The following is a 24,380-nucleotide window of genomic DNA, read 5'->3' as shown; positions in this document are numbered from 1 at the left end:
TTAGTTGTGGGTTACCAAACATATGTTGCTACTGCACCTGCAGAGAGCATTGTATTTGCATTTGCTCCTTTGTATTTTATATTAAACCGAAGATTGGTTGAACCATCGTTCAGCACCAGTAACACTTTCTTTCCATCATTTCGTAAAAAGGCTGCTGAATATAAATTTCCTGTTTGCGTACTTGCAATACGTTTTGAACCGGTTGGAATAAATTTCGATGCATGGCCAATTACGTAGTACGATACGTTCCTGTTAACAGCACCATCCAATGTAAGAGCACCTTTGCATTGATCACAACCGCCGGGTGTATGCGGATTGTAACTGCCATCGTTCGCCAGGTTCCAGTTAAGTGCTACTTTACTCCAGTTGCGCATGGAACCAATTACTACATTCTTCACGTGCCATTTCAAATCACCATCAAAACTTCCGCTTGCTCCGGTCCATTGTTCTGTGAAGTATAAATTTTTATCAGGATGCGCATCATGTACGGTTGACATCGCTACAATATCGCCAGCGTATAAATGAAAAGCAGAACCATCGATAAACGGTTTTGCTACCGCATCATTCAACACGGCAATGGGATAATCGGGACGATCGCAATTATGATCGTACAAAACGATCTTGGTGGTAATGTTCGCCGTTTGAAATGCCGGCCCTAAATGATTCTTGATAAAATTGGCCTGCTCCACTGCATTCATCAACATACTTGGATTATTACCGCCATGCAACGGTTCGTTTTGAATCGTGATGGCATCAATCGTAATTCCTTTTGCTTTCATAGCCTGGATATACTTTACAAAGTATTGTGCATACACACTGTAGTACTCCGTTTTCAATCGTCCGCCAATACTGCTGTTATTATCCTTCATCCAGCTTGGTGCACTCCATGGCGATGCCATGAGTTTGATATTCGGATTGATGGCAAGTATTTGTTTCAACACCGGAATTACATCCACTGTATCCTGCCCCAATGTAAACTGCGCAAGCGTTAGATCCGTTTGTCCGCTTGGCAAATCATTGTAACTGTAAACTTTGGTGCTGAGATCGGTTGCCCCGATTCCGAGACGCAGATAATTTACATTGATGCTGTTGTCGGCACTGCCGAATAATTCCTGCAACAGGTTATTTTTTTCTGTTGCGTTGAGTTTGTTGATGAGATAAGCACTTCCCTCTGTGAATGTGTAGCCAAAACCATCAACAGTTTGATAGGTTTGTGCACTATCTACTTCAATGGTCAGCACAGCAGTACCGCCGTTGTTAAAAGCAAATGAGGTTTGCTTTTGCAACAACGCTGTGCGGCTACCGGTTGTCATCCACCAATTCACTTCTGCACCAGGTGTTTCAGGATCGGTACCGGAGTTGCCTTTTTTCTTGCAATTGAAATTGAGAGAAAGAAACGCAAAAACGATCAGGCTTCCTGTCATCCAGTTTATCTTTTGTTTCATCTTCATCATAGTTATTATTTCATTGTTTGTAATTCGCCGATATTCTTTAAAAAGATCAGCGGTTCATTATTTCTTGCAATTACCAGTATTTTAGTCCCGCCTTTTACAGTGATCCATTTCATATCACGCACTTCACCCTTGATGGCTGGCATTGTTGCATACAATGAGGCATTTGTTCCGTCAAACGAAAACAGGGATGGGTAAAGAGCATCGTAACGACCTTCGTAAGGAATCACACCATAAAAATTACCTCCGGCAATATAACCTGCCTTTTCTCCTACCGATGTAAAACTCATCACGGGAGAAAGTTGCAGTTCATCACTGAGATCATGTCGCTTGAACGTTCCCTTTCCATCGTTGATAAAAACAGAACTGCTCAGCACTTCCGCTTTCAACTCTTTATAATCTTTGAACAGATCGTAAAAAATATAATCGACTGTTTTACCCGCTACTTCAGTATATGTTACATATGCTTTTTTTAATACCGGCAGTTGTCGCTCCAATTCATCTTTTGCAAGAAAAGGATACTCCTTTCCCGCCATGGTGTAGGCAAGTATCTGTTCCGTTTTCCCGTTGTTGTCAAAATCTTTTACATACAATTTCAACGGACCATCTTTACGTTCCCATAGTTTCGAATTATGTCCCCAGTTTCCCGCCAGCACATCTTTATCTCCGTCGCCATCTACATCTGTCAGCATGATTGTTTGCCACCAACCGGTTGAAGCAGGCACTTCTGTGGCAGTAAATGTTCCTTTGTTGTTAATGAATACTTTTAACGGCATCCATTCACCGGTGACTAACAGATCATCCCATCCATCGTTGTTTACATCAGTAAAGGCTGCTGCGGTAACAATACCCAAACTTGTAAGATCGATCTTTTGCATCGACGCCAACGAAAAACCGGCTTTCCCATCGTTTAGATAGAGATAGGAGGGTTTTAATAAACCATAACCCGTTGGACTTCCTACATTTCCAACGAAAAAATCCATATCACCATCATGATCCACATCAGCAACCGTTACACAGGATTTATTTTCATACTGGATCGTGAATGCATCCATCTTTCTTGTAAAATTTCCCTTCCCGTCATTGAGGTATAAACGATCACTCAAATCGTTAGCACTACGGGGCACCTGGTTACCGCCACTGATCACCAGCAGATCAATTGTTTTATTTCCATCAGCATCAAAAAATACAGCATCCACATCTTCGCAACCGGCATCTTTTAAAAACACGTCGCTGTTACTTGGTTGAAATGATCCATCGCTTTGTTGTATCATTAAAGCACCCGGCTGACCGATGGCACCACATGCATAAAAATCATCCAGTCCATCGTCGTTTACATCTGCAACAGCGAGCTTTGGTCCTCTTGTACTTTGTGCATGGGGAATTAAATATTGTACATTAAAATCAACAAAGTCGTTTTCAACATGCTTCCAGTTGCAAACAATGTCCTTTGTAATATCAGTAAAGTATGGTGCAGGCGCACCAAAAAAATTGTTGTAATTAAATTCACCTGTTGCATTTTTTTCTGCAATGTTGAGTTGTTGATTAATCGCAGGATTTTTTATTGACTGATATGTTTGATCGGGCCAAACGATCAGGATCGAATCGACCGAAGCCAATGAATCCAATCCAAAATGCAAACGTGGTTCTACTGATGACTGGAACCCTCGTGTTAACATCATCTGTTGGTATTGCATTCCGCTTTTTGAAAACAAGTAAGCTTTTGCGCCAATGCCAAATTGATTCAGGCTGTCACCTTTTAATTGAATGCTGAGATAATTTTTTCCAACCGTTTCGTTCTTTAATACAGATGCTTTTGCATTGATGTTATTGATGATCATATCCAGATCACCATCATTATCCAGATCAGCATAAGCTGCACCGTTGAAATATCCTTTCATGTTTGCAGTGCCCCACTCTTTACTTACATCTGCAAAGGAGTTGCCATTGTTGTTCTTAAAGAAAAACGGGTGACTACTGCCATCGGGCATTTTACTGATCGTTTCATCATCGTACGCATCAGTTTTATCAAGCCCCTTGTTCATCTGCATATCCGATACAAAGCGTATATAATCCAGATCAACCGGGCGTTTTACAATTCCACTGCTGATGAACAGATCTTTCTTTCCATCATTATCAAAATCTGCAAACAAAGGGCTCCAGCTCCAATCTGTTGCTGATACGCCGGCCATCAATCCCACTTCACTGAAATTGATACCACTGCCATTGTTGCGTTGCAAACAGTTACGTGAGTACTGATGCTGATAACCATTCATCTCCAGTTTCAATTTGTAGATGTCAGGATTTTCATCACTACCGTAAGTCTTCAATGTTTTTTCATCGGGTGGCAGCATATCAACTGTTACAATATCCGGTTGACCATCGTTGTTATAATCAGCAATATCATTACCCATACTAAAGCGACTGTAATGAGCAAAATGTTTTGCACCGCTTTCGCTGAATGTTCCGTTTTTATTATTGATATAATAATAATCGTTTTCATGAAAATCGTTTCCAATATACACATCATCCCATCCATCGTTATTGATATCTGCAACACTTAAACCAAGACCATACGAAAGATTGGATTGATAAATGCCTGCTTCAGCAGAAACATCTGTAAATTTTTTTTCGCCTTTATTCAAATCATTACGAAACAAACGACTGCCACTGACAGCATCTTTTTTGTTTCGGTTTACCGTATCAACAATATTTGAATGAGGTTGTTTTGAATGATTGATGAGAAAACAATCGAGATCACCGTCTTTATCGTAATCGAAAAAAGCAGCTTGTGTAGAAAGACCTGAAAAACCAAGTCCGTATTCGATCGACTGTTCGGTGAATGTTCCGTTGCCTTTGTTAATGAATAATTCATTGTGGCCCTTTAAGCCACTGAACTGTGCAACTGCTGATACGTAAATATCAAGTAAACCATCACCATTTACATCGGCCATGGTAACACCGCTGCACCAATCACTTGCACCTGCTACTCCGGCTTTTGCTGTAATGTCTTCAAATTGAAAATTTCCTTTGTTGAGATATAATTTGTTATTGCCTTTACTATTTGCCGTGAAATACAAATCAGTAAGTCCATCGTTATTGATATCACCCGCAGCAACACCTCCTCCGTTATAGAAATACAGGTAATAAAGAATATTAAAATGCGATTTGTTTTCAACCTTGTTTTGAAAATCAATGCCGCTTTTTACAGCAGACACTTCTGTAAATAACGCCCCCGGTTTACTACAGGAAAACAAAAACAAAATGGGAAAAAGGAATCGTAAACTTTTCATTGTGCAGCAAAAAATATAATGCGTAGAGTGAAACGCTGAAGTGTTTCAGTTGAAAAAAGGGCTGCATGAATATGCAGCCCCGTCTTGATTATGACCTAAAAACGACTGCTTCTATTTTTTTGAAGTAAACAGTCCGGTAACTTCTGCCGGTGTTAACACCGAACTATACATACGGATCTGATCAATTCCACCTTTAAAGGTTGAACTTAACCAATCGTCTGTATCGTAACCTGTACCCGGACCTGCACCTATGCGCATTTCAGTGATCTTGCTGCCATCAAAATTGATATCACCATGATTACCCCATGTTTTTGTATTGCCGTTTGCAACACCATCCACATAAAGTATCATTGTACTGTTAGTATTATTATAGGTAAGTGTAACATGATGCCAGTTATTGTCTAAGATACCGGCAATGGTTTGACCACCTTCCCATGTAAACCAACTATCAGCATTTGTTTTATCAGCGATCATCACTTTTACAGCACAAGCTGTATTGCTTCCTTCAAGAAATACCAGGAGACTTGCACCTGACCAATGGCCATTGCTTGATTTAAAACTCATGATATATTCCGGACCATTTCCACCGACATTGTTTTTTGTTTGTCCGTTTCTTTTATACCAAAATGAGATACTGAAACTTTTTGATTGCTCTGCCCAATCATTTGGCTTTGCATACTTGATGAATTTTTTATTTTCACCCATTACAGCCTTCCCACTTACACCATCAATTGATGCCAATGGATTATCACCGGCAAAGTTTGCACGAATACTGTCAACCGCATTCATTAATGGATTGGCAGTTGTTCCATCGAACGCTACATAAAATTTAAGCGGCCCGCCGGGAGGGTTGGTATCTTTTGGATAATCACCCAAGCCGGGACGATTCATTTTCTGACATGCAGAAAATAAAAGGATGCATGACACAAGACCTGTGAACAGAATTTGAAATTTATTTTTCGACATAAGAATAGTTTTTTTAAGTAAATAATAATTTAATTATTCAACAATTAATAGTCGGGGTTTTGTACCAATATGCCATTTGCTGCATCAATTGCAGATTGTGGAATCGGGTAGTAACGATGTCTGTTCTGGTAACCTGAAGGTCCCAATACAGTTGAAGCAAGATTCCAACGTACCAGATCGAAGAAACGCTCTCCATCCAATGCCATTTCAAATCTGCGTTCGTTCTGAATTGTTGTGCGCATAGCTGCCTGTGTTGTAAACGTTACATCGCCTAATCCGGCTCTTGTTCTGATCTGATTTACCCAATCTTCAGCCAGTGCAGCATTACCTGCACCACCCACTTCGTTTGCTGCCTCTGCTGCCATGAGCAATACATCTGCATAACGAAGTATTTTCTGATTGGTCCAACCTGCCTGACGCTGACCTTTTGCTGATTGTGTTGCTGGATTTGGATACACTTTCTTATTCCAGTATGCACGTGGCAACACTGCAGGATATGCAGGTAACACACGACCATAAATACCATCTGATTGACCAGAGAATAAAATTGTTCCGTCTTTACGTTTATCACCAGCGGCATAAGCATTTACTAAACTTGCAGTTGGTACATTCCAGCCCCAGCCCAGATCCCATTCTGCAGAACCACGTACACCCTGGCAAATACCAAACCATGAGAATGGTTCACCTGCACTGCTACCTGTATATTGCGGACCCTGATCGGATTGAATTTCAAAAATTGATTCGATGTTATTTTCGCCTTCGTCGCCGAATGTTTTGAAATAATCATCAGCCAATCCATACTTTCCTGTAGCGATCACTTGCTGGCAAAGCGATAATGCTTCAGCCCAACGACCACGATACAATAAAGTTTTTGCATGCAATGCTTTTGCTGCATCGTTGGTTAAACGGCCGGGGAAACGATTGTTTCCGCTGGCATTGTTCCAATCGGAAGGCAGGCTTGCAATAGCAGCTTGCAGATCTGCATCGATCAACGCATAAATTTCGGCTACAGATGCTTTTGGTCTTCTTGCATCAATTGGATTGTACACACGAAAATCAATTTTCGGCACCTGACCATACACACGTACTAAATTGAAGTACGCCATTGCACGAAAGAATTTTGCTTCGCCAATATTGATCAGATCGGGCGGCGTGTTCAGTTGCAGTGAATCTGCAATTTGCAATGCTGTATTTGTCAATGCAATTAAAGAATAATGCTGCTCCCAATAAATAGTACCGCTCCAATGATCTTTCACATACTGGAAGTTGTCGTGGATCAATTCCCAATCAGCACCATCAGCAGGGCTGCTTCCTTTATCCGAATCATCGGAACGGAAGTTGTGCATAGCCATCCAGGGAATACCGCCGAATGCCTGACCGGCAACATTCTCATTACGGATCGCTCCATACAAACCGTAGATCTGTCCTTCCAAACCACCTTCGTTCAAATCGTCCAATGTAGAACGTAATGGCTTACGATCAAGGAACTTTGAACAACCGGCAAATAGTACCAGTGTAGTAATACTCATCAGTACTACCCACGTCATTTGTTTGATTGTACGCATAGGTTCTGATTTATTTAGTTTTTTTATTAACAAGCGTTTCATTAAAACTGTTTATTAAAAGTTCACATTTATACCCGCTGTATAAATAACCGGTATTGGTCCGTTTCCGTCATCAATACCAAACTGAGTTGGGCTACCGCCAAATTCAGGTGAATAACCTGAATTGCGTTTCCAGGTTTTTAAGTTCTGTACGTTGGCAAAAATGCGGAAGCTTTTGATGTTTACTTTCCGTAATGCATCTGCATTCAGGTTGTAACCTACCTGCAGATTTCTGATACGGAAGAAGCTTCCATCTTCAACACCGTATGTTGATGGCAAACGATTAATCGGACGGCTTGATACTGCAGGTTCAAAGTTAGAAGTGCCCTCACCAGTCCAACGATCTAAACGGAAGGTTGGATAATTAAATCTTGTAAAAGGTAATTCTGAACTTCCCCAGTAGCGATAAATTTCGTTTCCGTACACACCCTGAAAATCGATACCTGCATCAAAATTTTTATACTTGAAGTTGGTAGACAATCCGTACATGAAATCAGGTGTTGGGTTACCAATCATTGTACGATCATCGGCATCGATTTTACCATCATTATTCACATCTTTGTATTTCAAATCACCGGGTTGATAATCGTAACCAACCACAGTAGGTGATCCTAATTTATCCGCATAGCTTTGGTAAACTCCTTCTACAACATATCCATAAAAATAACCGATCGGGAATCCAACTTCGGTTACACTTGGACGCTCTTCACCTGCATTCAAACGACCGTCGGCAGGCAAATCCACTACTTTGTTGTTAAACGTTGTAAGGTTACCACTGATGGTAAGTGTTGCATCTTTTGAAAGTTGTTGTGTCCAGCTCGATGTAATTTCAAACCCACTGTTCTTTACACCACCAATATTTCCTAAACGACTACCCGTTAACGGATTTGATTCAAATGCAAGCAGATCTTTTGTGTTTCTTACATAGTAAGAAGCTTCCACATACAATCTGTTTTTTAGTGCATACATTTCAAACCCTACTTCACTCGCTGCAATTTTTTCCCAGTTCAAATTACGGGCAGCTTCATATTCTCTTGAATTAGATGCTACCTGGAAATTTCCAAAGATGGCAGAGTTACCAGACCTGATGGTTGGATAAGCCGGATAAGGAATACCTAATGTATTTTGTACTCCTAATGTACCTGTTGATGCTTTGATCTTCAGAAAGTCAAAGAACGTTTGATTGGTCATGAAATCTTCACGTGTTATTTCCCAGGCCACACCTACAGAATAGAAATTATTCCATTTGTTATTCGGGAATGCAGAAGAACCATCACGACGGAACGATGCGTTCAATAAATACTTTCCACCATAATTGTACAACACCCTTCCCAGGAAGGCAGCGTTTGCACGATCCCACTGATCAGATCCTCCACGTAATGATTGTGGATCGCCAAAACCATTGCTGGTGTACCAGAAACGTGGATCATCAGGTATGGGTGCACCGGTTGGAGATTGACGAACGTTACCGGAAACACTTCTGTATTTTTCTTCGAGTGTTGTAAAACCTGCGGTTGCAGTAAGACCATGTTCACCAAAATCTTTCTTAAAGGTGATCACATGATCCTGTTGAAACTTGCTCCAGCGTTGATTGCTTTGTGAAACAGCTGTAAGCGAGTTGGCAGGAATAAATGTAGAATCGATCAAAGGATTATATCTGCTGATGAGCGGATCGTAGGTTCTTGAATCAAGATTCGACATATCTGCATAGAACGTAGAACGGAAAGTGAAATGGCGGAAGAAATTGAACTCAGTGTACACACTTCCTACGTTTCTGTATTCAATTCTGTTTTCTTTATCCCATTTGTTTTCAAGATTCATAACCGGGTTGGCCATTTGACCACCTTGTATTGCCAGATCATAATAATCTCCGTCTGCATTTTGCACCGGGGTGATCGGCAAAATTCTTCTTGCATCAAACAACAAACCATTCGCCTGGCTGAAAGGAAGACGCTGGCGCATGCTGTTCAAAGTAAAACCAACTTTTATATTCTTGGAAATTTTCAGTTCATCGTTGATGCTGATGAACATTTTGGTTAAACGCTCATTCTTTACCACACCCTCATCAATAGCATAACCAATACCCATGTAAAATTTATTCTTTTCGGTACTTGCGGTTACACTCAGGTTATTGGTGTTGAAGAAAGCAGTACGTGTCATTGCTTCAATCCAATCAGTATTACCGGTCCATGGACTATAATCGAAACGCTCTGGTAAAGGAACGCCGTTGTTCGCCTGCTCTTCATCATACAATGTTTTAAATCCATTTGCATCCACCATATCAATACGATCAACAAGGCGCTTTAAACCTACTGTTGAACTGAAGTTGATATTGATCTGTCCCGCCTTTGCTTTCTTAGTAGTAATTACAATGGCACCGGTAGCACCACGAATACCAAAGATGGCGAGTGAAGACGGATCTTTTAATATTTCAATTGATTCAATATCGTTCGGATTGAGGAAGTCGATATTGTCGTTCAGAATTCCATCAACAACATATAACGGACGAACCTGACCAAAACTGGAAGTACCACGTAAACGGATATCAGGTTGAGCACCGGGTGTACCGCTGTTTACAATGTACAAACCTGCAACCCGTCCTTGCAACGATGCCATTGGGTTGATGTTTGGTTTATCAGCAATGTCTTTCCCGGAAACTTTTACAATTGATCCGGTTAAATCACGCTTACTGGCAGCACCATAACCAATTACAACTACTTCATCCATTTTAAGCGTTACCTGTTGTAATTTAACGTTAATGATCTGTTGGTTATTTACACTCACTTCCACATCTTCATAACCAATTGCAGAAATCACCAACACTGCATTTTCAGGAACAGTTAACGCAAAATTTCCGTTCATGTCGGTTACAGTTCCCTGCGCCGTTCCTTTGATCGTTACAGAAGCAGAAGCAACCCCTTCTCCACCTTCGTTGGTTACTTTACCTGTAACACGCAGATCTTTTTCTGCCGGATTTGAAGATCGGATGGCAACCAGGTTGTTGTCAAGTTGCACATACGTAAGCGTTGTGCCTGCAAACAATTGCCGCATCACATCTTTGATCTCAAGATTTTCGAAATCAACGGATACTTTTTGTTTGAGGTCTTTCAGTTTTGAATTGTAGAGGAACCTGAAATCTCCCTGTTTTTGGATGCTGTTGAGCACCTGGGCAATTTCAGCGTTTTGCGTTTTTAGTGTAATTGTTTGTGCGTTAAGGCCTGCAGTAGCTTGAAACGTACACACAACAACCAGCAGGATCGTTAGTTTCATAATCAATAGCGGCTTTTGGAAGGCACGATGTGCCTTAGCAATCGAAGTCGTTTTTTCCATACTTTTAAGCTTTGGTAGTATAAAGTAGGAAACCGTTTTTTTTATATAGCAACCGGTTTCCAGGTTAAAGAAAAATGTACTACTGATACGGGGAATGTTGGCGCATTTCCCGTTTTTTTTGCCGCTTCTTATGAAGAATTTTGATGTTGGGTCATAATCAGTTGCAGTTTGGGGGTTGTTAAAAAATAATCACAGTTTTTTCTTCTATCCGGTACTTAAAATCGGTGGTGAAGCGTAATGCTTCCAGCGCCTGGCTGAGTGTTTCTTTTCGAAAATCACCATTCAGCAATTCCTCTTCCAGTTTCTTGTTTCGAAAAATGATCTTCACATCGTACCAACGCTCCATTTTCTGCGCTACATCAACAAACGCTTCATCTTTAAATACCAATTTATTTTGTGTCCACGATGTTTCAATGGCTACTGTATCGGTTTCAGTATAGGTAAGGCGCTTAATGGCAATGATCGGCAGGTTGAGATTTGGTCTTATATCCGGCGTTGCCAATTCATTTGCTGCAGCATCAACCGTATTGAGCAGAACCAGTTTTTGATTCGGCTTCAACAAATATTTTTCACCCGGTCTGTTTTTCACAAACACCTCTACGCTTCCCTGCACCAGACTTGTTTCAACCGTTTTATCGTTGGGGTAAGCTTTTACATTGAACCTTGTACCCAATACTTTTACATCAATGCTGGATGTATGTATAATAAAAGGACGCTTCGGATTTTTTACTACATCAAAAAAAGCTTCTCCGGTAAGATAGATCTCCCGGTTGCCCGATTCGCCGATCTTGGTATAATCAAGTTTACTACCCGCATTCAGCCAAACAGTTGATCCATCAGGCAATGTGAATTTTGTACTGGTACCGTTTTTTGTAACCACTTCTTTTGGAACGGTTACATCGGATGCTGCTGTTGCCGCAGCTGTTTCTTTTTTAGGTATAATCAGAAACAATGAAACCGTAACAATAACAGCCAGCGTAACAAAGGCAACGAGTTTGCGACGGTTCCTTCTTAAAAAAGATATTTCATCAGTTACATCGCTTTGCTCCTGCTCAACTTCATCAATGTGGCGGGGTTCTATACCAAGTGCTTTCATTTTCTCATAATGCAGATGGTAGGTTGCTTCGAGGTAGTCTTTGTCTTCGTCAACTTCCTGATCCCAAATTTGCTGCATGGTTTCCATTTGCCTTGAAAGGGCGGGGTACTGATCGCAGAACTGCTGCAATTCAAATAATTCTTCGTCGCTGGCCTCGCCAGTCAACTTTCGGGAAAGTAAATGCCAGATTTTGTCTCTGTTCATGATTGGTATACAGGTAAGGAGTATGGAATGCAGGAAATCCCCTAAAGGATAGTTAACTTTTTTTAACTTTTCTTTCGAAAAGGAGTTCCAACGGCCTGTGCGAGCTTTTTCAAGGCAATGGCAAGCTGGTTATCGACCGTTTTTACGGAAATGTTGAGCAGGTTAGCGATCTCTTTATAGCGCATCTTATCTTCTTTGGCCAATTTAAAAACCAGCCTTGCTCTCGGGGGTAAGCTATTGATGGCCGCTTCAATGTGATGGAGACTTTCAGACGACATGACCTGGTCTTCCGGGTTTTGATAGAGTGAGTCCATTTCCACATCAATTTCATCGATCGAAATGGTTACCCGTTTGTTTTGCTGTTTCAGTTTGCGGATTGCATTATTTTTTACAGCTATAAAAATATAGAGTTGCAGGTCTTCGATCTCATTCAGCCGGGCACGGTCGTTCCAGATGCTGATGAAAACATCCGATACAATTTCTTCAGCTGTTTCTTTTGAATGAACAATGCCCGTTGCAAAACGGGTGAGTGAATGGAACAGGATCATAAATAATTCCTTGTAGGCCGCTTCATCTTCATAAATGGCAATTCTACGCTGGAGGTCCCGCACACTTTTATATGACTTATCGTTTAGCAAAAGCAAGTAATTGAATGTAAATTAATTTTATTTTTCAATAATTGCCAAACTGATTATGGTCAGTGTTTTCACTCATTAATTTCTGGCCATTGAAAAACCGCTTTGTTTTAATCCAGTTACCTCATCCAAAAAATATATTCAACAAAAACGGTTTGCCAACTGACAACCCGTTTCCACTTATAGTATGCGTATTCTTATTCCTTTATTGCTTCCTTAATTTTTTCACCTGCCTTCTTTACATCTTCCTTAATTGGTTCCACTACTTTTTTCTTTAATGTATCACCGGCTGCTTCAAGCAATTTTCCGCCTTTGCTTTGCAATGTATCTATCGCTTCGTTCATCTTCTCCTGTCCTTTATCGATCAGGCTGCTGGTGTCCATTGCTTCAGCTGCCTCAGATGCTTCTGAAGATGTTTCGGCTTTTTCGTTGTCAGATTTTTGTTCGTCACCGCAAGCCACAAATAATGAAGCTGCTAATAAAACAAGAAGTATTTTTTTCATACGAATTTTTTTGTTTCAAATGTATTTACTCAATTCTTTGCAAACAAAAATGATGCTTATTTTTTACGGAAAAATAAACGCATGGGCGTTCCGGTAAAATTAAATGCCTGACGTAGCTGGTTTTCCAGGTAATTTTTATACGGTTGTTTGATATCATCCGGATGGTTACAGAAAAATGCAAATGAAGGAACAGGTGTCGGCAACTGTGTTACATACTTGATACTGATGGGAACACCTCTTACTACCGGTGGGTGATAAGAGTTGAGTGATTTTTGTATTGCTTCATTCAATTCCGATGTAGAGATTCTACGTTGCCTGTTTTCCACTACCTGCAAAGCAACTTCAAGCGCCTGCATGATGCGTGTTTTTTCAACAGCCGAAACAAACAGAATAGGCACATCATTAAAAGGAAGTAAACGTTGCTTCAATTCTTTTTCATAATCACGGGCCGTATTGGTTTCCTTTTTTATAAGATCCCATTTGTTTACCAGCAATACAATACCCTTGCCTTTCTTTACAGCTAATGAATAAATATTGAGATCCTGTTGTGTAATTCCTTTTTCTGCGTCAAGCAATAACATACAAATGTCGGCTTCATCCATTGCACGAATGGCACGGATCACGGAATAAAACTCCAGATCTTCATTCACTTTTGTTTTACGACGGATACCTGCAGTATCAATTAAAATAAATTCTTTATTGAAAAGATTATAGTGTGTATGAATGGTATCTCTTGTTGTACCGGCAATATCACTTACAATAGTACGCTCTTCACCCAATAACGAATTCAGCAACGATGATTTGCCTACATTCGGCTGACCAATAATGGCAATTTTCGGAATAGTTGATTCTTCAATCTCTGCCTGATCATCCGGAATAATTTCAGCAACTGCATCCAGCAGTTCACCTGTTCCGCTTCCCGTCATACTGCTGATAAAGAAAATCTTTTCAATACCCAACGCATAAAACTCACTGGCTTCCATTAAGCGTTCGTGATTATCTACTTTGTTGATTGCGAGAAATACAGGCTTTGTTGTACGGCGGAGCACATCACTCATTGCTTCATCCAGATCGGTGATGCCGGTTGCAGCATCACACATAAACACTACCGCATTGGCTTCATCCAATGCAATTTTCACCTGCTTGCGTATTTCTGTTTCAAAAATATCTGTACTGTCGGGAACAAAACCACCCGTATCGATGAGGTTGAACGATTTGCCATTCCAGTCGGCAACACCGTACTGACGATCACGTGTAACTCCACTAACGTCGTCCACGATCGCTTTACGTTCTTGTAATAAACGATTAAAAAACGTACTCTTTCCCACATTGGGCCTACCAACAACTGCTACTGTAAAACCTGCCATAATAAAACGAATAAAGTTGGCAAAGGTACTGAATTAAACAGAAAGCAAGGGAATCCTTGCCTGTTGCAGTGCACTTGCCGGTAAATAAAAAATGATTAATTATACCCGTACTCCTTCAAAAAAAGATCGCTGTCTCTCCACTTGGGACGCACTTTTACAAACAAGTCAAGGAATACTTTTGAATCAACGAATTTTTCAATGTCCACACGTGCCAGTGAACCCAGCTTTTTGATCATTTCCCCTTTTGTGCCAAGCAGAATTCCTTTTTGGGTTTCACGGTTCACAATAATGTCGGCGGAGATTTTGATCAACGATTGCTTTTGCTCGTAAGCTGTTACAATAACGGTTGTGTGGTAAGGAATCTCTTCTGAAAATAGATCGAATATTTTTTCACGTACCAGTTCCGCTACAAAAAAGCGGGTACTGAGGTCCGTTAGCTGATCTTCTTCGAAGAAGGGCTCTCCTACCGGAACAAATTCGAGTATGTGATTGATGAATGTTTTTTTATTGATGCCCGACAATGCTGAAATGGTCACTACTTTTTTGCAGTACGGCTTTCCTTCAAAAAAAGCTTTCGCTTCTTCGAGTTTAGCAGTATCAACAAGATCGAGTTTATTCAATACAACAATCGAAGGCACTTTTAACCGGAGCGATGTAAACAGGTCTTCATTTTCCTGCCAATTATCTTTCACATCAACCAGCAACAACGCTACATCTGCATCTTCCAATGCACTTTTTACACTACCCATCATTTTTTCCTGCAGCTTGTACTTGGGATCAATGATGCCCGGCGTATCAGAAAACACCAATTGGTAATCGGCTGTTGTAAGAATGCCTTTGATACGATGACGGGTTGTTTGCACTTTCGATGAAACAATTGCCAACTTCTCACCCAGCAGCGCATTCATTAATGTGCTTTTCCCGGCGTTGGGCTTACCAAATATGTTTACAAATCCAACTTTCATAAAAAAAGCTTCTAGCTGCTGGCTGCAAGCTACAAGCAATGATCTGGAAGATAAAACTGTTTGTTGATTGCGGAACCACCGGGTGAATAAAATAAGAAAGGCCCTTTAACGGGCCTTTTGTTGCGAAGGGGAGGATCGAACTCCCGACCTTCGGGTTATGAGCCCGACGAGCTACCGCTGCTCTACTTCGCGGATTGGACGGCAAAAGTAAGGGTATTTTGTATAGCACCCAAAACAAAGAGGCAGAAGTTTTTTTTTCTGCCTCTTTATTCATCATCGGAATATCTGTCGAAACTTACTTTGTACGCTTTTTTAAACTGGATGCTCCTGTTGTTCTGAAATCGCTGATGGAAGCTGTGCCTTTGTATTGCACATCACTTGCTCCACTTGCATCCACTTTCAGATCTCTGTTCACAGTGATCTTTACGTCTGATGCGCCGGAAGCTTCTGCACGACAATTTTCTGCGATGAGATCAAACCCTGTAAAATCGCTGGCACCACTCAGATCCACATCAAGATTAGTTACCACACCTGATAATTTTGAATTAGATGCTCCACTTTGATCTACAGTAACACTTGTATATCGGATAGCTCCTTTTAAACTGGATGCACCACTCAGATCAACTTTCAGATTCGTTCCATTCAATACACCATCAATTTTAATATCGCTTGCACCAGACACATCGAGTTTGTCGATATTTTTTACAGAGATGTAAGCTTTTAATCGCTTGTTCTCATTACTCCACTTCCATACGTTTTCATTATCGTACGAAATCTGAAGGATGCCGTTCACCACGTTTACTTTGATACGGCTTCTGAATTTTTCTTCGCTGGCACTTACAACTACAGCTTCTTCATTTCCCTGTTTAATGATCACATCAAACGCATTGGAAACTTTAATGCCATGAAATCCACTTACAGTTCGTGACTCTGCATTTTTATCATTGATCACCATCACATCCTGCGCAAACAAAGCTGATGCAGTTGCAAACATCAATACGATCGATACAATAAACTTTTTCATTTGAAATAAGGTTTTAAATATTGATTAACTATCTGTACGACGAATAACAGCACCAATGTTTGTGCCTACTTCGCTGATTTTCCCTTTGCCTTTGTAATGAATACTACCACCGCTTGATGAATACAATTTCATTTCATCATTCACGGTTACTTCAACTTTGGCACCGCTTGTTGAGCGGATATCGGCTTTACCCGCTGCCAGATCGTATGCCTTCATTCGGGCGCCGCTGTTAGCGCTGATATGAAACTCGCCTGCTGAACCGGTCAAGGTAGAACTTGCTCCGCTTTCTGTTTCCACAAGCAATTTGCTCACGTCAACTTTCCCTGTGAATTGTGCTCCCGAACGCAGAAACAAATTCAAATTCTCTTCTTTGATTATTCCTTGAACTTTTACATGGCTGCCTGCCGAAGCGGTTAGCTTGTTCAATGTTTTGAACGAAACATACACTTTCAGCTTTTTGCCCGAGCTTGTCCAGTCGGAGAAGGATTCACGATCATAATAGATCTTCAGCAACCCGTCTTCCACTTCCGTTTTTAAACGGTTGCGGTATTCTTCACGGGAGGCGCTGGCCACCACGCTTTCTTCGGTTGACTGAGATAAATAAAGGTCAATCCCATCTCCTACTTTGACAGAATGAAACGGCTTAATGGTTCTTTTTTCGGCGTTGGGGTCTTCGATTTTTGTTTCCTGTGCAGTTGCAAACAGGACGATTGATAAGGTAAACAGGGTGAATATCCACTTTTGCATAAATTTTCTGTTTTTTATGATACGGTCATTGAAAGGAAAATGTTACAGCAAACCTGAAAGAATTTATCTTTGCCCCGTCAAAAAGCGGCGAAGCCGGTTTTGACGCAGATTCCCCGGGGTGCTTCCGGCGTGTACAAGGACCCAGTACATGCTGCGGAGGCTGAGATCAAACCCGTAGAACCTGATCAGGGTAATGCCTGCGCAGGGAAGGAGGTTCCTTTCTATATTTCCTCTTTTCGTTTCGCAGCATTTCCGACTCAATTTTTAACTGTAAAAAGTAAATGATGACGAAAAAATTGATGCTGGGAATGTTGATGATTGTATCACAACAGCTTTCAGTGGCTCAGTACAAACTGAGTGGCACAGTGACAGAAAAAAACAACAGCAATGCAGTAATTGCCGGCGCTACTGTTGAAATTCCAGGCAATGGATTTACACAAACCGACAACGAAGGCCGCTTTTCCATTTCGCTACGGCAAAAAGGAAATTATGTGGTGAAGATCAGTACCGTTGCATTCAAACTGTTTGAACAGGCCATTACTGTTTCAGAAAAAGAAACGATCGTAAATGCAGAGTTACAGCTACAGCCTTTGTTTTTGAAACCGATTGAAGTAAGTGCCATTCGTGCAGGCGACCGTATGCCGTTTGCCAAAACCAATCTCAACGAAAAAGAAATTGAGAAAATGAATCTGGGACAAGACCTTCCCTTCATTCTCAATCAAACGCCATCGGTAGTTGTGAACTCCGATGCTGGAAATGGAGTTGGTTACACAGGCATCCGCATTCGTGGTACGGATGCTACCCGTATCAACATGACGTTGAATGGGATTCCTTTTAATGATGCGGAAAGTCAAGGTTTGTTTTTTGTGAACATCCCCGATTTTTCTTCATCGGTAAACTCCATTCAAATACAACGGGGTGTTGGTACATCTTCCAACGGCGCAGGTGCATTTGGTGCCACGCTCAACCTCAGCACCAATGAGTTTAACGAGCAGCCGTATGCAGAGATCAACAATGGTTTTGGCAGCTTCAATACATTTCGTCAAACTATCAAAGTTGGCTCGGGATTAATTGGTAAGCACGTAACACTCGATGCAAGATTATCATTCATCAATAGTAAAGGATTTATTGAACGGGGTGCATCCGATCTTGGATCAGCGTATTTCTCTACGGCTTATATCAACAACAAAACATCCATCCGTTTTAATGCGATCACCGGTACTGAAAAAACATACCAGGCTTGGAACGGAATTCCGGAAGCAAAGTTGAAAGGTGATGATGCAAAACTGCTGGAGCACTATTATAACAACCTTGGTGTAACTTATTTTACCGCTGCCGATTCGTTCAATCTGTTTCGGAAAGATAATAACCGCAGCTACAATTATTTCCTGTACGATAATCAAACCGATAATTATCAGCAGGATCATTATCAATTATTCTTTAATCAGGAGTTGAATAGTAACTGGAATATGAATACGGCATTCTTCTTAACCCGTGGACGTGGGTATTATGAAGAATATAAAGTGAAAGAGTCACTGGATGATTATGGTCTTGCACCTGTAGCATCAGATCTTGTTCGTCAGTTGTGGTTAGATAATTGGTTTTACGGAACAACGTTCTCTGCCCAATACAAACGCAATGCTGATCAATTGACGATTGGTGGTGCATTTACACGCTACAAAGGATTGCATTACGGAAAAGTGATCTGGAGCGAAGTGCCGGTTGAAAAAGACTATCGCTGGTATGATCTGGAAGCATTCAAAAACGATTTCAATATTTATACAAAGTATCAACGCAGGTTAGGTGTACGCTGGGAAGCATTTGCTGATCTTCAATACCGTTATGTAAAACACAGCATCAGCGGATTCCGCAAAAACCCAACGTTACAATCGGGTAATGATTTCAGTTTTATAAATCCGAAACTAGGTATTTCGTATGCCGACAGTAAGGGCTGGCTTGGCTTTGCATCATTCAGCATCGGAAACAGAGAACCTAATCGTGATGATTTTGAAGCAGGCGTTGCGCAACAACCAAAGCATGAAACGCTTTATGATCTTGAGTTGAACATTGAACACCGGCAACCAACTTACAGCTTGAGTGCAACGGGTTATTACATGTACTACAACAATCAACTGGTACTTACCGGCAAGGTGAATGATGTGGGAGCGTACAACCGAATCAATATTCCGAAAAGTTACAGAGCAGGTGTAGAACTGCAGGTAACTGTAAAACCAACCGCATGGTTTAATGCTGCAGGCAACCTAACGCTGAGCGATAACCGTATTCTCAACTTCACCGAATTTGTTGACGACTATGATAACGGTGGGCAGAAAGAAACATTCTTTAAATCAACACCACTCTCCTTCTCTCCTGCAACTATTGCAGGTGTTACGTTGAATTTTATTCCGGTGAAAAATGGAGAGATCAGTTTGTTGAATAAATATGTATCCCGTCAGTATCTTGATAATACAGGTAGTGAAGCAAGAAGCATTGATCCGTTTTTTGTGACCGACCTGCGTTTGAATTATGCATTCCGCTTTAAAAAGCTGAAAGAACTGAATCTTACATTTCAGTTGAACAATGTTTTGAACATGCTGTATGAAACAAACGGATATACGTACAGTTATATTTATGGAGCACAAACAATTACTGAAAACTTTTATTACCCCATGGCAGGACGAAACTTTATGGCTGGGATCAATTTGAAGTTTTAAAATCAGCAAACCTCATAGGTCTTATAAAAGAGAAGGCGCTTAAATAAGCGCCTTCTCTTTTATAAAATATATCTACTGATCATACACTGTACTTTTCTCTCCAATTCAACATTCCGCCTGTAAGGTTGATCACATTGGTAAAGCCCATTGTTTCGGCAAACATGCACGCTTGTCCGCTGCGGTTACCACTGCGGCAATAAAAGATCACTTCCTGATCTTTCAAACTTTCCAGCTCATCTACATCCATCGACATAATGCGGCCAAGTGGATATAACGTGCCACCAATATTGAACTCTTCATGTTCATGTGGCTCACGCACATCTACAATATTTAATGTTTCACCGGCATCAATTCTTGCTTTTAACTCTTCAGCAGTAATGGTTTTCATCGCTCTGTATTTTGATTGTTGTTGTTTGCAGTTATTTGCTAAATGCTTGTTTTAATATTCGTTTTGTACGGGTTGCTCAGTTACCGGTTTTGGCCGTTGGATACTGTCGATCTTTGAACGATCCATACTGATCCAAAGATCCACCAACTGTCCGCCACGTATACGTATCGGCCTCCCTTCATCATCACGAGCCGGTGGGCTTTGTCTGATCACAAAAGCAGCTGAGCTATCGGCCACTTCACCATCCACCACTACAGCACCCAATAACAAATCGTTACTCTCCAGTAATACTTTTGCTTCTGCAAATGTAAGACCCAGCAAAACGGGTACCGGTAATTCTGTTTGTTTTACGCCACCACCCAGCACTAAACTGATGCGGCTTCCCATGGGTATTTTTGTACCTGCATTGATCACCCTTCCATTATACGTTTGCTCCAACACAGAACCAACTGCAAAATCGGGACGGGATGTTGTATCGCCCAACTTCAATCCCAATGTTGTTAATTGAAGAAGTACACTACGATAGGTTTGTCCAACAAAGTTGGGAACACTTACCAATGGAGCTTCGGAGCGATTGATCGTTAAATAAACAGTACGATTAATTTTTACCAACTCATTTGGTAATGGTGATTGTTTTACCACCGACAAACGGGGCAACGTATCGTAGTAAACACTATCCTGTACTTCTACCTGGAAACCCTGCTCCTCCAATAATCTTCTTGCTTCATCAACATGCTTGCCTTTTATTTCAGGCACTTTGATGTACTTGCCATGTTGTGTGATCCTGTCGAGCAACTGAAAAAAGATAAACAACACAGCTAACCCAAGCACAATGGCTATCAGGAGGTTGACAAAAAAAGAACGGTTCGTAATAAATTGAAACACGGGTATTGAATTTAGTGACAACTATCGTGATGTATGATCGGCCAATGACTCTTCAACCAGGGCTGCATAAAAATCGTCCAGTTTCCATCCCATTGCCCTTACCTGCTGCGGCACAATGCTGGCATCGCTTTGCCCGGGCACTGTATTGATCTCCAACATAAACGGTTCGTTCCGTTCTTCATTGTAGATAAAATCGATGCGTATTACACCACTGCAATTAAATACTGCATATACTTTTTTGGCTGTTTCACTCACTTTTCTAACTATCTCCTCGCTGGCATCAGCCGGTGTAATCTCGGTACTTTTCCCCTGGTATTTGGCAACAAAATCAAAAAACTCCATATCGGCATCGGCTTTCACTTCCGTCATCGGCATGGCTATAATTTCGCCTTTATGTTTAAATACTCCAATGGTGAACTCCCGGCCTGTGATCATTTCTTCCACCAACACCTGGTCGTCTTCATTAAATGCTTTTTGAATAGCATCCGCAAGGTGTTCCTGTTTACTTACTTTACTCATACCAATACTGCTGCCGCCGTTATTTGGCTTTACAAAAACAGGCAACTGCAGATCGATCGAAGTTGCATCAATTGGTTGGTGTTTGAACAAGTGTACACTTTTCGCCACATGGATACCGGCAAAAGCTGCTACTGCAACTGTATAACGCTTGTTGAATGTAATGGCTGATGTGGCAGCGCTGCAGGATGTGTACGGCAAACCCAATACATCAAAGTACCCCTGCAATCTTCCATCCTCGCCAGGCGTGCCGTGCATACCAATAAATACACAATCAAATAGAATCTTATTTCCATTGATCGTTATGCTGAAATCATTTTTATCAACAATGGCCTGGTGGTTTCCATTGTTACTGTAAAACCAACCTTCATTGGTGATATCAATTACATAAACATTGAATTTCGATTTGTCGAGATGATTATAAATGGTTGTGGCACTTTTGTAAGAGATCACCGATTCGCCACTATACCCGCCCGTTACAAGGGCTATGTTCATTGGTTGATTCATCAACTGGATGGTTTTATTTCGCTGTCGACTTTTAGAGAATAGCTTTTTGTTTGATAACTGAACATCGTTTTATTCAAGAATCCTGCCAGCTTACATTCAGTGCTACATTGTTTCTGCATCAATACTGATCCCCTGGTTTCCCGTATCTACTACAAATTTCCAGGTACCATCTTCTTGTTTCCGCCATACGTTCAGGTAAGTTCCCTGTATTGTTGTATCTGCCGTGGCCACTTTATAAACGCCGTAAGTAAACCCCATATCTCCAGATGATGAAATATCAGCTCCTTTTGGCTCCCATGTCATAGTAAATGAAGTGTCTTCCTGCGCATTGAGAAACCTGATCACATCACCTTCAACAATTGGTAAAAAGCCTGGCCGCAGTAACACGGCATCATCGGCTATGTATTCAAGGAACGCTTTTTTCATACCGTTCTTTTCACTTGCGGCTGAAAAAGCTTTATCTGTTTCAACCATTTCCTGTAACCACTGTTCAGTTTCCACCTTCACTTCCGGTTCGGCTGGTTTCTTCAACACCAAATTACAGGAAACAACCAAACTCATTCCCAACACAAGGATCATTAAATTCTTCATGCGTGCAAGATATAAAAAGCAAGGTGAAGGTTTTCAAGCCTTCACCTTTTTTTAACGGGAAATATCACCCGCCGTATTCCGGAATCGTTCTTACGGGAACTCATCCATCTGAGAGAAACTTAAATATGCAGTCGATCTTTACGAGCCAACAGGTCTTCTACCGTTTCTACATACATCTCATCCGGTACGCAACAATCAACCGGACAAACAGATGCACATTGTGGTTCTTCATGAAAGCCCTGGCACTCAGTACATTTATTCGGTGTGATGTAATACGTATCCATACTTACCGGCGCATTTTTGGTGGCTGCATCAACAACCGAACCATCAATTAATGTGTAAGAGCCTTTTACCGTTGTACCGTCAGCTATCGCCCATTCTACTCCGCCTTCGTAAATTGCGTTGTTGGGACACTCTGGTTCACAAGCCCCGCAATTGATACATTCTTCTGTAATTTTTATTGCCATAGAGTTTGAAATTTTTTAGGGTTAGTTTGATTTACTTTTGCGTTTCAAATGTAAACTAAACAGTTGAATGAATTTACAACAAAGGCAGGAAATTTTACAGCAACTCGCACAATATATTTCTGCACAACCGCCTGAATGGGAAATGGCTTGTACCCGGGCGGAGCAACAGAACCATTGGTTCACGCCGGCATTTGTAAACCTGTCAGCAACATCCATTGTTGAAAATTTTCTGCAGAAAGATGCACTTGACAAATGGATCGCTCATTACAGGCTGGATGATAACATTCAACCAAAAACGGTTGGCATTGTAATGGCAGGCAATATTCCATTGGTTGGATTTCATGATTTTCTATGTGTGTTTATCAGCGGACATAAACAGGTGTGCAAACTTTCATCGAAAGATGAAGTATTGTTGAAACATCTGGTTGATAAAATGACGGAATGGAATCCCGCTGTGGCAGAGCATGTTCGCTTTGAATCATCACTCAAAGATTGCGATGCCTATATTGCAACTGGCAGCGACAACAGTTCCCGTTATTTCGATTTTTATTTTGGCCGCTATCCTTCTGTGATCAGGAAAAACCGTACATCTGTTGGTATAATAACCGGTAAGGAAACAGAAGCAGAGCTTTCGTTATTGGCTGATGACATCATGCTCTACTTTGGATTGGGTTGCCGCAATATCACCAAGCTGTATGTACCACAGCAATATGATTTTGTGCCATTGCTGAATGCATTACGGAAATACAGCTGGATGTTCGATCATCATAAATACCGTAACAATTACGATTATCAATTGGCCGTGTACCTGATGAATAATATTTATTACATGACCAACGACTGCATTGTATTGATCGAAAGCGATGGTCTTTTTTCACCGATCGGCAGTTTGCATTACAGCTACTACCAACATGCAGACGATGTGAAAGCTGCACTGGCAGGAAACGAAAAAGTACAAGCTATTGTTGGACTTGATGGTTTAGCATTTGGCCAGGCACAACAACCTTCATTGATGGATTATGCAGATGGTGTTGATGTAATGCAATTTCTGTTGAGTTTGTAACTGTTTATTCTATTCTTGCATAAATTTTACACCCATCAATCGATGGATGTTTTTATGCAGATGC

At 41.1% G+C, this 24,380-nt stretch carries 19 protein-coding genes, 1 tRNA gene and 1 riboswitch; of the genes, 2 read left to right on the top strand and 18 right to left on the bottom strand.

The genetic code is table 11. From position 1 onward, the window contains the following. Positions 1–11: 11 nt before the first annotated feature. From WG989_RS13395 to WG989_RS13335, 13 genes are all read right to left on the bottom strand, one after another. Positions 12–1,445, bottom strand: coding sequence for a glycoside hydrolase family 30 protein (locus WG989_RS13395; protein ID WP_340430071.1), 1,434 nt, complete (start codon positions 1,443–1,445; stop codon positions 12–14). 14 nt (positions 1,446–1,459) lie between these two features. Next, entirely contained in the window at positions 1,460–4,744 is a 3,285-nt protein-coding gene (locus WG989_RS13390; protein ID WP_340430069.1) for a VCBS repeat-containing protein, read from the bottom strand. A 111-nt stretch (positions 4,745–4,855) separates the two neighbouring features. Then, complete coding sequence (locus WG989_RS13385) at positions 4,856–5,710, bottom strand: LamG domain-containing protein (RefSeq protein ID WP_340430068.1); 855 nt, start codon at positions 5,708–5,710, stop codon at positions 4,856–4,858. A 44-nt stretch (positions 5,711–5,754) separates the two neighbouring features. Next, positions 5,755–7,275, bottom strand: a complete 1,521-nt coding sequence (locus WG989_RS13380) for a RagB/SusD family nutrient uptake outer membrane protein (RefSeq protein WP_340430067.1) — start codon at positions 7,273–7,275, stop codon at positions 5,755–5,757. A 54-nt stretch (positions 7,276–7,329) separates the two neighbouring features. Continuing rightward, complete coding sequence (locus WG989_RS13375; RefSeq protein WP_340430065.1) at positions 7,330–10,584, bottom strand: TonB-dependent receptor; 3,255 nt, start codon at positions 10,582–10,584, stop codon at positions 7,330–7,332. Between the two features lie 238 nt (positions 10,585–10,822). Continuing rightward, positions 10,823–11,944, bottom strand: a complete 1,122-nt coding sequence (locus WG989_RS13370) for a FecR family protein (RefSeq protein WP_340430064.1) — start codon at positions 11,942–11,944, stop codon at positions 10,823–10,825. A gap of 62 nt (positions 11,945–12,006) precedes the next feature. Further along, positions 12,007–12,582 (bottom strand): RNA polymerase sigma-70 factor, encoded by a 576-nt coding sequence (locus WG989_RS13365; protein ID WP_340430063.1) that lies wholly within the window; start codon positions 12,580–12,582, stop codon positions 12,007–12,009. Between the two features lie 194 nt (positions 12,583–12,776). Next, positions 12,777–13,082 carry a hypothetical protein gene (locus tag WG989_RS13360; RefSeq protein ID WP_340430061.1) on the bottom strand — a complete coding sequence of 102 codons (306 nt, stop codon included), beginning with the start codon at positions 13,080–13,082 and terminating at the stop codon, positions 12,777–12,779. Positions 13,083–13,138: 56 nt separating this feature from the next. After that, on the bottom strand, positions 13,139–14,449 hold the full coding sequence (der, locus tag WG989_RS13355) for a ribosome biogenesis GTPase Der (protein ID WP_340430060.1): 1,311 nt from the start codon (positions 14,447–14,449) through the stop codon (positions 13,139–13,141). Positions 14,450–14,544: 95 nt separating this feature from the next. Then, positions 14,545–15,414, bottom strand: a complete 870-nt coding sequence (gene era / locus WG989_RS13350; RefSeq protein WP_340430059.1) for a GTPase Era — start codon at positions 15,412–15,414, stop codon at positions 14,545–14,547. A 120-nt stretch (positions 15,415–15,534) separates the two neighbouring features. Then, positions 15,535–15,606: transfer RNA gene (locus WG989_RS13345), tRNA-Met, on the bottom strand. A 103-nt stretch (positions 15,607–15,709) separates the two neighbouring features. Beyond that, entirely contained in the window at positions 15,710–16,438 is a 729-nt protein-coding gene (locus WG989_RS13340; RefSeq protein WP_340430058.1) for a head GIN domain-containing protein, read from the bottom strand. 24 nt (positions 16,439–16,462) lie between these two features. Continuing rightward, positions 16,463–17,185, bottom strand: a complete 723-nt coding sequence (locus tag WG989_RS13335; protein ID WP_340430057.1) for a head GIN domain-containing protein — start codon at positions 17,183–17,185, stop codon at positions 16,463–16,465. 104 nt (positions 17,186–17,289) lie between these two features. Then, positions 17,290–17,410, top strand: a riboswitch (TPP riboswitch). 59 nt (positions 17,411–17,469) lie between these two features. Here WG989_RS13335 and WG989_RS13330 point away from each other — a divergent pair. After that, entirely contained in the window at positions 17,470–19,899 is a 2,430-nt protein-coding gene (locus WG989_RS13330) for a TonB-dependent receptor (RefSeq protein ID WP_340430056.1), read from the top strand. A gap of 79 nt (positions 19,900–19,978) precedes the next feature. Here WG989_RS13330 and WG989_RS13325 read toward each other — a convergent pair whose 3' ends face one another. The 5 genes from WG989_RS13325 to WG989_RS13305 all read right to left on the bottom strand — a co-directional run bounded on the left by WG989_RS13325 (position 19,979) and on the right by WG989_RS13305 (position 23,253). Then, positions 19,979–20,287 carry a rhodanese-like domain-containing protein gene (locus tag WG989_RS13325; protein ID WP_340430055.1) on the bottom strand — a complete coding sequence of 103 codons (309 nt, stop codon included), beginning with the start codon at positions 20,285–20,287 and terminating at the stop codon, positions 19,979–19,981. 51 nt (positions 20,288–20,338) lie between these two features. Next, a complete protein-coding gene (locus WG989_RS13320) occupies positions 20,339–21,172 on the bottom strand; it encodes a PASTA domain-containing protein (protein ID WP_340430053.1) in 834 nt (277 codons plus the stop codon). Positions 21,173–21,193: 21 nt separating this feature from the next. Further along, a complete protein-coding gene (locus tag WG989_RS13315) occupies positions 21,194–22,183 on the bottom strand; it encodes a D-alanine--D-alanine ligase (RefSeq protein ID WP_340430052.1) in 990 nt (329 codons plus the stop codon). A gap of 114 nt (positions 22,184–22,297) precedes the next feature. After that, positions 22,298–22,786 carry a YybH family protein gene (locus WG989_RS13310; RefSeq protein ID WP_340430051.1) on the bottom strand — a complete coding sequence of 163 codons (489 nt, stop codon included), beginning with the start codon at positions 22,784–22,786 and terminating at the stop codon, positions 22,298–22,300. 119 nt (positions 22,787–22,905) lie between these two features. Next, positions 22,906–23,253, bottom strand: a complete 348-nt coding sequence (locus WG989_RS13305) for a 4Fe-4S dicluster domain-containing protein (RefSeq protein WP_340430050.1) — start codon at positions 23,251–23,253, stop codon at positions 22,906–22,908. 67 nt (positions 23,254–23,320) lie between these two features. Here WG989_RS13305 and WG989_RS13300 point away from each other — a divergent pair, with 67 nt between their 5' ends. Next, positions 23,321–24,316: an acyl-CoA reductase gene (locus WG989_RS13300; protein ID WP_340430049.1), complete on the top strand. Its 996-nt coding sequence runs from the start codon at positions 23,321–23,323 to the stop codon at positions 24,314–24,316. The last annotated feature ends 64 nt before the right edge of the window (positions 24,317–24,380 follow it).

It is taken from the genome of Lacibacter sp. H407 (assembly GCF_037892605.1).
In the GTDB taxonomy this organism is placed as follows: Bacteria; Bacteroidota; Bacteroidia; order Chitinophagales; family Chitinophagaceae; genus Lacibacter.
Note: the sequence above shows the minus strand (reverse complement) of the source record. Positions and strands in the feature narration are given on the sequence as shown.